General features: G+C 36.8%; 13 protein-coding genes. 9 read left to right on the top strand and 4 right to left on the bottom strand.

The genetic code is table 11. The features are described from left to right. Positions 1–34: 34 nt before the first annotated feature. The 9 genes from ACQ334_RS02255 (at position 35) to ACQ334_RS02215 (ending at position 7,368) form a co-directional block, all read left to right on the top strand. Complete coding sequence (locus ACQ334_RS02255) at positions 35–511, top strand: hypothetical protein (RefSeq protein ID WP_430986532.1); 477 nt, start codon at positions 35–37, stop codon at positions 509–511. A 51-nt stretch (positions 512–562) separates the two neighbouring features. Further along, positions 563–1,054, top strand: coding sequence for a hypothetical protein (locus ACQ334_RS02250; RefSeq protein WP_430986531.1), 492 nt, complete (start codon positions 563–565; stop codon positions 1,052–1,054). Positions 1,055–1,120: 66 nt separating this feature from the next. Next, on the top strand, positions 1,121–2,026 hold the full coding sequence (locus ACQ334_RS02245; protein WP_430986530.1) for an alpha/beta hydrolase fold domain-containing protein: 906 nt from the start codon (positions 1,121–1,123) through the stop codon (positions 2,024–2,026). A gap of 38 nt (positions 2,027–2,064) precedes the next feature. Next, positions 2,065–2,664 (top strand): hypothetical protein, encoded by a 600-nt coding sequence (locus ACQ334_RS02240; RefSeq protein ID WP_430986529.1) that lies wholly within the window; start codon positions 2,065–2,067, stop codon positions 2,662–2,664. 61 nt (positions 2,665–2,725) lie between these two features. Then, positions 2,726–3,985 (top strand): replication-associated recombination protein A, encoded by a 1,260-nt coding sequence (locus tag ACQ334_RS02235; protein ID WP_430986528.1) that lies wholly within the window; start codon positions 2,726–2,728, stop codon positions 3,983–3,985. Beyond that, positions 3,961–5,310 (top strand): hypothetical protein, encoded by a 1,350-nt coding sequence (locus ACQ334_RS02230; RefSeq protein WP_430986527.1) that lies wholly within the window; start codon positions 3,961–3,963, stop codon positions 5,308–5,310. Before ACQ334_RS02235 ends, ACQ334_RS02230 begins: the two co-directional genes overlap by 25 nt. Further along, a complete protein-coding gene (locus ACQ334_RS02225; protein WP_430986526.1) occupies positions 5,307–5,702 on the top strand; it encodes a group III truncated hemoglobin in 396 nt (131 codons plus the stop codon). The genes ACQ334_RS02230 and ACQ334_RS02225 overlap by 4 nt, the downstream gene beginning before the upstream one ends. Before the next feature lie 71 nt (positions 5,703–5,773). Then, positions 5,774–6,223, top strand: coding sequence for a GNAT family N-acetyltransferase (locus ACQ334_RS02220; protein ID WP_430986525.1), 450 nt, complete (start codon positions 5,774–5,776; stop codon positions 6,221–6,223). 146 nt (positions 6,224–6,369) lie between these two features. Continuing rightward, positions 6,370–7,368 (top strand): hypothetical protein, encoded by a 999-nt coding sequence (locus tag ACQ334_RS02215; RefSeq protein ID WP_430986524.1) that lies wholly within the window; start codon positions 6,370–6,372, stop codon positions 7,366–7,368. A gap of 625 nt (positions 7,369–7,993) precedes the next feature. Here ACQ334_RS02215 and uvrA read toward each other — a convergent pair. The 4 genes from uvrA to ACQ334_RS02195 all read right to left on the bottom strand — a co-directional run bounded on the left by uvrA (position 7,994) and on the right by ACQ334_RS02195 (position 14,812). Further along, positions 7,994–10,864, bottom strand: a complete 2,871-nt coding sequence (uvrA, locus tag ACQ334_RS02210; protein WP_430986523.1) for an excinuclease ABC subunit UvrA — start codon at positions 10,862–10,864, stop codon at positions 7,994–7,996. 91 nt (positions 10,865–10,955) lie between these two features. Beyond that, positions 10,956–11,993 (bottom strand): hypothetical protein, encoded by a 1,038-nt coding sequence (locus tag ACQ334_RS02205; protein WP_430986522.1) that lies wholly within the window; start codon positions 11,991–11,993, stop codon positions 10,956–10,958. A 31-nt stretch (positions 11,994–12,024) separates the two neighbouring features. Next, a complete protein-coding gene (locus tag ACQ334_RS02200) occupies positions 12,025–14,058 on the bottom strand; it encodes a hypothetical protein (protein ID WP_430986521.1) in 2,034 nt (677 codons plus the stop codon). Between the two features lie 244 nt (positions 14,059–14,302). Next, positions 14,303–14,812, bottom strand: coding sequence for a hypothetical protein (locus tag ACQ334_RS02195; protein WP_430986520.1), 510 nt, complete (start codon positions 14,810–14,812; stop codon positions 14,303–14,305). Positions 14,813–14,863 lie beyond the last annotated feature (51 nt).

Genomic DNA, 14,863 nt, shown 5'->3' with positions numbered 1-14,863 from the left:
TTAACACTGATTATTTAAGTAAAACATAAATCGGATGCTGTTATCAATTTATAAAGTGCTATGCTATACAGGCATAGCACTTTTAATTTCTTTGGGTATTTGTGAAGCAGCTTTATCAACTGACAACAGTGGATTAAACATCGATTTTAATTTGGGAATTGGGTTTGATATTTTAATTACAATAGTGTTTATTGCGATGTTTACATTTTTTGTACTACCGCTGTTCTATGTAAGATTTCGCAAGCAAAAGATATTCATCATTATTCTGATAACCGGAATAGTGGCCATGTTTCTTCCGGCACTGTCTTTTTGGGAGAATATCAGCCGATGGTTTGGCCCCGAACATATAGATTTTAGTGACGTCTTTAAAACATCTGCTTTCAGGAAGCATATAAGCAGCATTGAGAACATCGTTGCTATTTGCATTTTCATTTGCCAGCTATCTGTATTTATTCTAACATTCAGGATAAAGAGACCAGGAATACGTTCACTGGAATTAACGTCATCATAAGCTGGTGGTTTTCTTCTTATCTTTTCACTATCAAAAAGCTGAATTTTATAAATGAAAAACAGGAAATTATTTGAACTGAATTATATTTTAAATGCTACCCTGTTTTTAGCTTTTTTGGGTAATGCAATTGTTGTAAATCTTAGTTCTGATAATACATCGGAACACTTCCTGTTTGTTTTTGTATTCCTGAGCCTACTGTTTATATTAGTGGTTGCCCCATTTAATTTTGCTTGTTACACTTTAAACAAAGCATGTAAAACAGGCCTGCAACTTTCTAAAAGAGCGGATATATTCGGAACAGTTTGTTACATATTTTTCAATATCTTATCCGTGTTATTGGTCATAGGTTTCATTGATCTGATCAATGATTATTTTAAGTACAGTCTTAGCACCACCACCAGGGGAATATTTTTTTATTCGATCTACTTTTTCTTTACTATTACTTCAGTTTATTTAAGCATCAGCTACTGGATCATAAAAAGAAAGTTTAAAACCCAGATAATAAACATGGTATCAGCATTGGGTAATAAAACCGAAAGTTAAATTTGTATTCCTGGTTTTTTCAGAGTATTTTTTGTCTTATCTTTTCGTTATCAAAAAAACTGAACTATGAAATTGCATGCACTACTCCCGTTCGTTGTTTTCATTTCATTTTTTATTTCCTGCAAAAAATCTGATGGTGGCAATACCGGTGGCGGTGGAACAAGCCCTCTCTCTGCCCAAACTTTTTTAGATGTAACCTATGGTACAGATGCCGCACAAAAGATGGATGTATATTTACCTGCCAACCGCAGCACTGCTAGCACCAAAGTAATTATACTGATACATGGCGGTGCCTGGAGCGGCGGTGATAAAAAAGATTTTAGTACATCGCAATTTGGTATGGTGATCACCGACACTTTAAAAACACGTTTTCCTGATTATGCGATATTTAATATTAACTATCGCCTGTCTACGGGTACCACCAATCTTTTTCCTGCACAGGAAAATGATGTAAAAGCAGCCTTGCAATTTATTTACGATCATGCTGCAGATTATTTCATCAGTAACAAATATGTTTTTATTGGCGAAAGTGCCGGCGCACACCTGGGCATGTTGCAGGGTTACAAATACAGTACGCCTTTAAAACCAAAAGTTATTGTGTCTTTATTCGGGCCAAGCGATTTAACGGATATGTATAACAATCCTGTTGGCCCCAACCCTACATTAGCACAGTTAGTATTGGCGCAAACCATTGGTGCAACTCCGGCAAACAATGCAGCTTTGTATACCAGTTCCAGCCCGGTAAATTTCATTGGTGCAGGCTCACCGCCTACCATTTTATTGCATGGCAGCAACGATCCGCTGGTAAACCCTTCACAATCTGTAGCCGTGCAAACAAAATTGACTACTGCTGGCGTGGCCAGTCAATATGTTTTATATCCCGGCAAGGGCCATGGCGATGATTGGGGTGATGCGATATATAAAGATGCATTTAATAAAATACAGGCTTTTATTATTGCGAATATGCCATAATTAATTATCATGACCGAAGGCAATTACAAAACAATTTGATGAAGAAAATCATTCTCCTGTTATTTATTTATGCCTCCGGTAATTTGTTTGCACAAACTACTGTAATAAAAGACAGTTTTGATTTTGAAATAACAAAAGTAAAAGCAGATCTAAATAAAGATGGCATTATTGATTTTGTAGTTGTAACACAAGATACCCTCAACAACGAATCCCCTTATCGTTTACAAATTTATTTCGGCCAGGCCAAAGGTGACCCTCAATTAATTGTTAGCACTACCAAGGCAATAGATCCTCAATTTCCAAGCGGGAAGGAAGCAGGTACAAACGGCAATGGATTTTCTGATATCACTATCAATAAAGGAGTTGTAAGTATCAATATCGAATTATTGCGGGGACATTATGAACATAAATTCAGGTTTCAGCACAATAATTTCGAACTTATTGGTTGCTCATCAGTTTACGCAGACGGACGAGGAACGATCACTGAAAGTGATTTTAATCTTTCCACCGGTGTACAAATTGTAATTACTGAAAGAGCTGATTCAGATAAAATTTTAAGTAATAAAAAAAAGAAAATACTCATCAGGCCGTTGCCCAAACTTCAGGACTTTACACCATTTGAGAACGAACTGTATTAAGTAAAATAACAACCGTATAATTGAATTTACCGGTAATCATTAAAACCGGTAAATTTGTTTCATGAATCTTCCCCCACTGGCCGAACGTTTGCGCCCCACATCGCTGGATGACTTAACCGGACAACAACACCTTACCGGCAAGGGAAGTATTTTGCGTAAAGCTATTGAAGCAGGCAAAGTGCCCAGCATGATATTATGGGGGCCACCGGGTGTAGGCAAGACCACCATTGCCAATATTATTGCCAATACATTGCAGGTACCCTTTTATACATTAAGCGCTATCAGCAGCGGTGTAAAAGAAGTACGTGAAGTAATTGAGCTGGCAAAAAAACAAAACAATGTTATTTTATTTATTGATGAGATACACCGCTTTAATAAAGGCCAGCAGGATGCATTATTAGGTGCTGTAGAAAAAGGTATCATTACTTTAATTGGTGCCACTACTGAAAATCCTTCTTTTGAAGTGAACAGTGCATTACTCAGCAGAACACAGGTGTATATTTTAAAAGCATTAGATGAAAAAGACCTGGTTACATTATTACATCATGCCATTAAAGAAGATGAGGTTTTAAAAACAAAAAAGATTGAACTGAAAGAAACCGAAGCACTCATCAATATTTCGGGAGGCGATGCAAGAAAATTATTAAACCTTTTAGAACTGGTTACCGACACTTTAGGCAACAATGCTATAATTACTGACGATGCCGTAATGGAAATTGCACAGCAACGCATTGCCTTGTATGATAAAAAAGGAGAGCAGCATTATGATATCATTTCAGCCTTTATAAAATCTATTCGTGGTAGTGATCCAAACGCTGCGGTGTATTACCTGGCAAGAATGATAGAAGGTGGAGAAGATGTGAAATTTATTGCACGCCGGATGCTGATACTGGCCAGTGAAGATATTGGCAATGCCAACGCCAATGCTTTGTTGTTAGCCAATGCTACATTTGATGCGGTAAATAAAATTGGTTATCCCGAAAGTCAATTGATATTAGCGCAGTGTGCTATTTACTTAGCCTCAAGTGCCAAAAGCAATTCTGCCACGGTTGCTATTGGTGCAGCTATGGCGGCTGTAAAACAGCAAGGTGATCTTTCTGTGCCCCTGCACATACGCAACGCACCAACAAAACTGATGAAGAAGGAAGGTTATGGAAAAGGTTATGAGTATTCTCATAATTACGATAATAATTTTTCGCCGCAGGAATATTTACCTGACGAGATAAAAGGCACTGCATTTTACAATCCAGGTGCCAATGCCCGTGAAGAAGAGTTAAGAAAGTTTTTAAAAACTTTATGGAAAAACAAATACGGCTATTAAAGCAATGCACTTACTTTGTAACGATGAAGCATTTTAAAAAACTTATACTTCCTTTTTTTCTCTTACTGACTTTAGCAACAGTTGCACAAACTGATGTGGTACCTGTATTTAAAGGTGCTATTAAAGCTAACAGAGAAAAAACATACAACAGTATCATCAAAAATTCTATCACACAAAATTTAGCCTTACCGTTAAGTGATAGTACCGAAGCTGATTGGGAAGATGCTTTTTCTGCAACGGAATTAATTAATTATAAGGAGCCGTGGGTGAAAGAGAAAATTAAAACAGCATTTGATTCAATAGAGAGGCGCTCTGCAACATTTCAAAGAGCATTGCTGGAATTATGTTACACAAATTATCCCAAAGACTTTAAAGAAGAAGTATTCCGTTTTATTAACAACACAACTATTGCAAAAAATTTTGCTATGGGTGCAGAATACTTGGTACAACAGGATCATGCTAATAGCCTGGCGGTGTTTAGTATTGCCTTTACAAAAGCTATACCCCTGATTAAACTTCTTGATTCTTCTGAAAGCTGTAAAGCAATTTTTAAAGCTATGGAAGCTCGTATTTACAACAGTGTAAGTTCAGATAAAGATTTTGCAAAAAAATTAAAATCTTTATTTAAGAAAGATTATTTATCATCTAATACAATTGTTTATAGTATTCAGCGTAAGAACAGAAATTATCCCGGTCTTGTTGTGTTAAGAGGCAAGGATGGTAATTTTGTTACGGATGATACGGGCAATATTTTTTCTGTACCACAATTAGCTAGAAGCATAACCAATCTACCAGGCTATTTAACTAATGGCAATACACCACAGGGACTTTTCAGGATGTATGGATTTGCCGTAAGTAAAAGCCCTGCACTTGGTCCAACTGAAAACCTGCAGCTTACTATGCCTTTTGAAACATCAATTCAACATTTTTTAAAAGATAGTTCTGTTAGGGATACCGTTTGGACTGAAGAATTATACCGTAAACTTTTACCTAAAAGTTTACAAAGCGATATTGCTTTGTATGAAACATATACTGCAAGCCGTGCCGGCCGTACAGAGATCATTGCACACGGTACTACTGTTGATCCTGAGTATTACAAAGGACAAACTTATTATCCTTACACACCCACTGCAGGATGTTTAGCTACCAAAGAAATATGGAGCGGCATTGATGGTAAGCGAACGATAAGTGATCAGCAAAAATTAGTGGATGCTGTAAAGAAAGCCGGTGGTGCTGACGGTTATGTAATTGTATTTGAAATTGATGATCAGCAAAAGCCGGTGAGTATAAATGAAGTGCTGCCTTACATAAAATCACACCAATGAAAAAAGATATTGCATCGAGAGCTGATATTGAAGCATTGATAGTTTCCTTTTATGAAAAAGTAAAACAAGATGCAACAATTGGATTTATTTTTAATGATGTGGTAAAAATTGATTGGACTCATCATATTCCGGTGATCGTTGATTTTTGGGAAAGTATTTTATTAGACAACCCTGTGTATAAAAAGAATGCGATGGAAGTGCATTACGACCTGAATAAAAAAGTGCCCTTGCAAAAAGAACATTTTGAAAGCTGGATGCAGTTGTTTGCTGCTACTGTAGATGAATTATTTGAAGGGAAGATTGCTTCCTCTGCAAAAGTGAGGGCACAATCCATTGCAAGTGTAATGTTGTTTAAGATGAGCAATGCAAATAATAATCATTCTATATTATAAAAACAGTTCCGGTCGGTGAAGACACCGGCCAGGGAGAAAAAAATAAATATCGCCAAATACGAACCTGAATTATGGAACTGGAGTGGACGCTAAAAAAATTTGATGCACTAAGTATTAGTGAGCTTTATGCTATTTTACAATTACGCAACGAAGTATTTGTAGTAGAACAAAACTGCCCTTACCAGGATGCGGATAATAAAGACCAGGAAAGTTTACACTTTATGGGCTGGGATGGCGATACGCTTGTTGCCTACACACGTATAATTCCGCAGGGAATTTCCTATACCGAAGCCAGTATTGGCCGTGTTGTTACGAATTCCAGATACCGTGGCACCGGTGCCGGCCGGCAATTAATGAAATTGAGTATACAAAATACATTGGAACAATTCAACTGCACACAAATTAAAATAGGCGCCCAGCTGTATTTAAAAAAATTCTACGAAGGCCTTGGCTTTGTTCAATGCAGTGAGCAATACCTTGAAGACAATATTCCCCATATTGAAATGTTACTGTCAAAATAATTTTTAACAAAAACAATATTTAACAAAACCTTCCGTTTATGTTGAGTAGTGTCGTAATTTATTGTTAGTGAGCAAGGTTTTGTAGTTGATTTACACACTGCACGTTTTATCCAATTTCTGTAGAAAACACTAAATCTGAATATCTGATGAAACCAAGTTTACCCAAATTTGCTGGTAAAGCCTTGCTGCTTTTTACGGTTTGCTTTTCTCTCTTAAGCAAATCAAACGCCCAGGCATTTATTTTTGGCAACGAAAAAATTAAATGGGAAGTAGGCGTAAATTTTGGCCCCAGTTTCTTCCTTGGTGATTTAGGTGGTAATGCCGGGAAGGGTACCAACAACCTGAAAGATCTCAACTTAGAATTTACTAAATTAATGAAGGGTGCATACATCACAATGTATCCCAATAAATGGGTGGGCTTAAGATTAGCTGCCAGCCTTACTTATCTTGAAGGCGATGATGCTACTATTAACACTACCGGTATTAATGAATTGTGGCGTAAACAGCGTAACCTCGATTTCAGAACCAATGTAACAGAAGTAAATGGTTCTATTGAAGTTTTTCCAACCATGATATTTGCTGCAGATCCTGATAACGAACCAAGGTTAAGGCCTTATGGTTTGATCGGCGCTGGTATATATCATTTTAACCCACAAGGTTCTATCAAAGCTTCTAATGGCGATAAAAGCTGGTATTATTTACAACCTTTACGTACAGAAGGTGAAGGCATGGCAGAATATCCTTACAGCAAACCTTATAAGCTAACTCAACTGAATGTTTTATATGGTGGCGGTTTAAAATATTTTTTATCCGACAGGGTAAACATTGGTGCTGAATTTTTATACCGCAAAACATTTACTGATTATCTTGATGATGTAAGCAAGAAATATATTGATCCAAAAAACTTTGCTAAATACTTACCATCACAAACTGCTTCTTTAGCTACTAAATTAAGTGATAAAGCCATCGGCATTATTTATCCTGGTATGACAAGATATCCTGAAGGTACGCAGCGTGGTGATCTGAAAAATGCAGATACTTATTTTTCAGTAGTATTAAAAGTTGGATTCAGGTTGGGACCTATTTATGAAAGTTCTTTTGCAAGAAGGGCTGCAAGACAAACCAGGTGTCCGTCGGTTTATTAATAGTAATAGTTTATCAATATCCATAAAAAACCAATATTATGAACAACAATCTACACATCAACCCGGTAACATTAAAAGCGGCATTTGTATTAGCCACCTGTATGTTTTTAATTTTACACTACATAAAATTTTAACCCATTAACGATTATGTAGTACAAAGTGATACAACAGAAGTCAACCCCCGAGGAACCGAGGAACTTATTTAAGTGCCTTGCTACCCCTGAAACCACAATCTTACGATTTCGTTACTATCCTTTGAACTAATTTGTCTGTGTTTGTAAGCAGTTTCTTATAAAAGATTCATCCTTTAAGGGTGAATTTTTTATTTTACGGGAACACGGGTGAGACGAGTTGAACGGATGATCACGGATTTCTTATTCTGCTTTGCTGAATAAATTGGATTACTTCGCTTTTATCTTCACTATCATCTTCATCGTCATGATAATTGAAGAAGCGTCCGATATTTTCATCGCTCATAACAATAATTTTATGCTACCTGATATTTTTAAAATTCACTGTATGAATTGAGATTGCCACCAATTGCACGAATTGACACTAATGGGTTTTATTCGTGTCAATCCGTGTAATTAGTGGCAACAAAAAACTACACAGTAGTTAATGAATTTTATTTTAATTCTGCCTGTAAAAATTGACCTGTAAAACTTTCTTTTACTTTTACCAACCCTTCCGGCACACCTTCAAACAAAACTCTTCCGCCACCATCACCACCCTCGGGACCAATATCAATAATATGATCAGCTACTTTTATCACATCCATGTTGTGTTCAATTACCAAAACTGTATTACCTCGGTCTACCAATTTATACAACACCACTAATAAATGTTGTATATCCTGAAAATGTAAACCGGTTGTAGGTTCATCTAAAATATAAAACGTTTTGCCGGTATCTTTTTTTCCCAGCTCGGTAGATAATTTTACACGTTGGGCTTCTCCACCACTTAATGTTACGGCGCTTTGTCCTAATGTGATATAACCTAAACCTACTTCCTGCAATACTTTTATTTTACGGTAGATATATGGCACGGCCTGGAAAAAATCCACTGCTTCATCTACTGTCATATCTAATACATCGCTGATGCTTTTTCCTTTGTAACGGATCTCTAATGTTTCCCTGTTGTATCTTCTGCCATTACATTTTTCGCAATGCACATATACATCGGGTAAAAAATTCATTTCAATAACTCTCATGCCACCACCTTCGCACACATCGCATCTTCCTGTTTTTACATTGAAAGAAAAACGGCCTGCATTATAACCACGGATCTTTGCTTCAGGCACTGCAGCAAATAATGTTCTGATATCAGTAAAGAAACCACAGTAGGTTGCAGGATTGCTCCTTGGCGTTCGGCCAATGGGCGACTGATCAATTTCAATTACTTTATCGATCTGCTCCATGCCCTTAATATTTTTATAGGGCAATGGATTGGCTTTACTGTTGTAACAAAATTTATTCAGCAACGGGTATAATGTTTCATTGATCAAAGTTGATTTACCACTGCCACTTACTCCGGTTACTACAATTAATTTACCTAGTGGAAATTTTACTGAAATATTTTGCAGGTTGTTGCCACTTACTCCGGTCAGTTCAATAAATTTCCCGTTGCCTTGTCTCCTTTCTTCAGGCACTGCAATACTTTTTTTACCATTTAAATATTGTGCGGTATCCGAATTAGATTTTAACACAAATGCCGGTGTTCCTTCAGTAACAATTTCACCACCATGCTTGCCGGCCTTGGGGCCAATGTCTACTAAATAATCGGCAGCCAGCATAATATCTTTATCATGCTCCACTACTAAAACACTATTTCCAATATCACGTAAATTCTGCAACGCAGTAATCAAGCGTTGGTTATCTCTCTGGTGCAAACCAATACTCGGTTCATCCAGTATATAAGTGATGCCTTGCAATTGACTACCAATTTGTGTGGCTAAACGAATACGCTGGCTTTCGCCACCACTCAATGTTCTGGAAGGACGGCCAACAGTGAGATACGTTAATCCCACGTCTAATAAAAATTGCAGGCGCTCTCTTATTTCTTTCAATACGTCTTTTGCAATGGAGTTTTGTTTTTTACTCAACCGCAATTCAAGCCCATCAAACCATGCTGCAAGATTATCCAGGTTCATCGCACTTAGTTCGGCAATATTTCTTTCGTCTATTTTAAACCAAAGGCTTTCTTTTTTTAAACGGGTACCGTTGCAGGTGGTACAATCAGATAGCTGCATATATTTTTCCACCCATGCTCTTAATGCTTCATTACTATTAGGAGAAGAGAACCATCTTTTCAGCATCGGTATAATACCTTCGTAACTGCCGGTGTATTCTAAAGGAACAGTATCATCACTCAGGTCAAGGTTCAGATCACCATTAATTCCCTGGTCGCCGTACAACAACAGGTCAACCTGTGGTTGCGGCAGATCTTTTAACGGCTTCTCTAAATTAATTTTATGTTTTTTTGCAAAAGCAACTACTTGCTGAAACACACTGGCTTCTCTTTCTTCACCTAAAGGAACAATGGCACCATCTTTTACACTTTTGCTTTTATCAGGCAACACTTCATCCATATCAATAGTATACACATTACCCAAGCCTTTGCAGGTTGGGCAGGCACCATAAGGACTGTTGAATGAAAATGCATTAGGCGATGGCTCTTCGTAACTGATACCGGTATCAATACACATCAGTTGTTTACTGAACTGCACAATTTTATCATTACCCTCTACCAATAAAAAAAGAAGGTCTTTACCCAATTGCAAAGTTTTTTGTACACTCTGGCTTAACCGCACCCTCATATCATCATTCACCGGCAACCTGTCCACCACTAATTCTATATCATGAATTTTATACCGATCCACCTGCATCTTAGGCACCAGGTCTTTTACTTCTCCATCTACCCTTACTTTTAAAAATCCTTTTTTTCTTACTTCTTCAAACAACTCCCTGTAATGCCCTTTTCTTCCTCTTACTAATGGCGCTAATAAGCTGATCTTTTTATTTTCGTAGCGATCAAAAATGGCAGTCACAATTTCTTCTTCACTAAACTTCACCATTTTTTTTCCGGTATTGTAGCTATATGCCTCTCCTACTCTTGCGTATAACAGGCGCAGGAAATCATAAATTTCTGTAACCGTACCTACAGTGCTTCGTGGATTTTTGTTGGTGGTTTTTTGTTCGATAGAAATTACCGGCGATAATCCCGTGATCTTATCTACGTCAGGCCGTTCCATATCACCCACAAATTGCCTGGCATAAGCGCCAAAGCTTTCCATGTAGCGGCGCTGGCCTTCGTTGTAAATAGTATCGAACGCCAATGATGATTTACCGCTGCCGCTGAGGCCGGTAAAAACCACCAATTGATTTTTAGGGATCTTAATATCAATATTCTTAAGATTGTGTTCCCTTGCACCAAAAACTTCTATAAAATCGTTGTTGCTGATTGCTTCCGTAGCGGAAGCCTTTTTTACTTTACCCATTTGTACTTACTTGTTGTAAAGATACAAACAAAAACTAAAGTATTTAGTTTAGTGGATAAAACAAAATTCGTTACTGGTGAGTATTAGGTTGTCATTGTAAAATAGCCTCCATTTTCTTAAAATCAAAAGTTTGCTTAAATAATAAAGCAGCCTTTTTTTCCACTTCTTTTTCGCCCTGGCTCCACGTTATAGAAAAAAACTGTGGCACTGAGGCAGGTAATTTTTTATTGATATAGGAAGGGTTTACTATCACCCATTCATTTCCCTGGCCGGTTACGTCAAAAAAATAGGGAGCATCGGCTGCAAACGATTTACCATTAAGGCTTTCCAGTTTATGAATGGTGATGCAGGGTTTATTTAAATACTCCGCATTATGCCCGGCAATAAAAGCATCGATTTGCTTAATATCATTTAAAGAATAATCAATAACTGATGTAATAGCATTTTCCATCCCCAGCTTTTGCTGTATCGATTCTGCCAGCATTTTTTTTTGTACCGCAAGAGAAAGCGCTGCATTTTTTCTCATCAATGCAAGGTATTGCCTGCGGGTAACAGCGGTGAAAAATGGAGTGCCCTTTTTTGTAATTAAAACGGCATTGTTAACATTGCTGTTCACCGCTTCAATAAAAGGATAACCATTAATTTCTGCGCCGGGTTTATGTGGTTGTAGTGTGTAAATAATATTATTATCGAGGTACACAAAATGATCACTGCCGGTACCTAATTGATCATCTCTTAATTCATTGCCAATATCATCTCTGATAACATTTGAAAACGCTTTAAAATTTAAACCCGATAATCCTTTCCATTCCAGTTTGTGCTCTTTTGTACAATATACGTAAAACATATAGGCATACACATTGTAACCTGATAGCCCGGGAAAATATTCATTAGCGGTTGTAATACTAAAGTTACCATGCAGGCCTTTTGATTGCTGAATAGCATTTGCAAAGATGGGATAACAATTATCGCCCAGTTTTTTACCATAAGCATCTTTTACTTCGTATGTTTTTTTATCAAATCCTTTTTCAAGAATTGTTGGTACGGATTGAGCAATTTCACGGGTACAATCCTGGGCAATGCTCTCAAAAGAAAACAGCAGGAATAAAATGTTCACTACAAGTTTCATTAATTATACAATTGAATGTGTGCGTCTTTAATTAGTCAGTAACAGGGTCATGCACCACTTTTATTTTGATGATACCTTTTGTTAAATCAATGCCTTCTTCTTTATGTTTGGTATCAATACTTTGATCAATTAAAATACCTGAATTATTAGCAGCGTTAAAAAGAACAACCATCTTGTTATTAAAACCTGCCATTGAAGTCTGTTGTTCGGCTTCTTGTTTTTGCTGCATTAATTCGTATCTCTTTTTTAAAGTTTCAAGCGGCGATTCGTTGGTAGCGGGCTTAAATACATTGCCAAACTTACTCAACATGGAATTGACTACATCCATCATACTATTTCCCTTGTCCGGCTCTTCGGATAATACCATAAAAACGTGGTTCATAAGCGTAAGCATGTCTGTTGTGTATCCTTTTGTTAAATTGTTTGTCAGATTTTCTTCGGACAGGTAGCGCATAGTTTGCAGCGTAGCCGAATCCTGTTCACTTCCTTCCATAAAGCTGATGCGAAAAACCGGGAAGTGAAAAAGCATTTCTGCCGGGCCAGTGTATGCATAGGTCTTCCATTCTTTATCTTCTTTTACTAATTTTTTGCCACCCGTTACTTTCATTGGAATATAATAGTCTATTTCTTTGGCAGTTTCAAAATCTGGGGTGTACAGCAGGAGTGTCCAATTGCATCCTTTGTTATTTACATACATCGATACATAAACTTTGTCAGCGGTTTCTACTTCACCATTTGCTTTCATTACAGGCTTACCATCATCATCAATAAGCTCAATGTTAAAATCTATATTGGCAGTTAATGCAAAGCGGTTTAATTTTAGTGTTTTTTCCAAAAGGGCATTTATTCTTCCACTTGCTTCATCCATGCCAAATAATTGCGCCTGCCTTTTCCTGCCAAGAAAGAAGGATATATTCAATATCACGTCCCAATTCTTTTTACTGATTTGTTCGTTAATATAATTTTCAAATTCGGGGCCAAATAAAAAATTAATATCGAGAAGGCTGGCAGATGATGATATTCCCATTAATTGCTTTTGTCTTTCATTAGATAAAATAGCGGTTATCACACACTCCTGCCTAAAAACATCTTTACTGTATTGGGCAGTAAGTAATTTTATTTTTTCATCCCACCTTGAAAAAGCGGCTTTTAAACCTTCGTCCAGATCGGCTCTAAGCGATGGGTTAGCATCTGGATTGATAGCCAGCAATTGTATAGAGCGTTCAATTTGCATTACTTTTCCCGCCAATTCCATTTCATATTCCAAAAAATTTTCGTTCCATTTTTTTAATTCTTCAATGTAGCGGTGCCGGGCATTGGTATCGCAAAAATAACTAATGCTAAAATCTCTTTTAGGAGGAGCATCAAAATTTAGCGATGGTTTGTTTGCCAAAAGTTGTTTAAGCTGCTCGTGCATTTGATTAAGATCTTCCATGTTTTCAATACCTGATTCACCATCACCGCCTTTAGATTTTTGTGGTGGCGTTAAATCAGTTTCAGGCAAATCAATAGTATTCTTTACAATTTCATTCATCTGGTCATCTATCATTTTAAATTCGTCAACACTCATTTGCACCAAAGGATAATTCATGAAACTGTTTTTTTTAGCTACTTCTTTCACTACAAAATCATTGGTCATTTTTGCTGTTCGGGTTAAATTTTTTACCAGTATCCTGAAAGTATCTTCCTTTTCTAAAGGCTGTGCAACAACCCTGCCTATTTTCTTTTTATATAACACCAGCAAACCTTTTGGAGTAACAATCGTACTGTCATTCATTTTTTTTCCTTTGTACCATAGTAAGCGGTCTTTTGCCTGCGCAGCAGTTGGTATTTGCAGGGGTTGTTTTAAAGGAATGATTTCTACTGTTGATGGCGGTTGTATGGGCACATATTTTTGTGATACTTTTTTTAATGCCGCTGTATCTTTTGCCTGCTTCTCAAATTTTCCCAGCATCGATTGTGCATCTTTCATCATTTTATCTATCTGTGCCTGGCTGGGTGCCTGGCAAAAACCATTATTCAGGAAAAGAAAAATGATAATGATTGTGAGAATATTTTTTTTCATGATAATTTATTACGGATGTAAAAATTATTTCAATTCTTTTTTGGCTATAGCTTTATTTTATGACCGCAGATTACCCTTATTTACTATTTAATTTTACTGCCTGTGCGCTGGTGTAGCTTTCTTTAATAATACTTTTTAAAGGGAAAACAATTAACCCTTGTATGATCTGCATTTAAAGAATTGATATCAACAAATACATAGTCCCCCGGGGGTAGTGAATCAAGAGTTATGTAAGAAGTAACATTCAAAAAATAACGCTGACTCTGCGGTAAACTAACACAATTACTTTGCCACCCCATCCAAACTCATTGGATATTTCCTTTGCGGTATTCCCATTAGCCCCGGCAGGTATAGAAAAAGTCAGCATGCCATTGTTATCTACTTCAGCTTTGTATAGCTTGTTATTAAGAGGCAGATAGCGGGGTGGAGCACCGCCCGATCTATTATTAGGCGGATAAGGAGGATTTACATTTGAATAAAACCGGTTCCTGATTCCTGTATTATTTTTCGGCGCTTTGGATATTACACTATTATTAATAACATAAACGGTAGTGTTTTTAACCATCGTTATCTGAACATCTTTTTTTGTACCTGTTTTTAGTGGCACATCCCCTTCTTTTAGTGTGGCTTCGGTCTTTGCTATTTCTCCATAGTAGTTGTTGCAGGAATCTATAAAATACATGCTGGTTACCTGCTGTGCTTTTGTAAAGAGGTAACATAAAAGTATTGCAGTAATGAAAAATAATTTTTTCATTTTTTTATTATTTGTTAATAAATAGAAATAGTTTATGGTAAGCTAACGTAA

It is taken from the genome of Ferruginibacter sp. SUN106 (assembly GCF_050611765.1).
GTDB lineage: Bacteria > Bacteroidota > Bacteroidia > Chitinophagales > Chitinophagaceae > Ferruginibacter.
The sequence above is the reverse complement of the archived record's forward strand: the minus strand, read 5'-3'. Positions and strand labels throughout refer to the sequence as shown.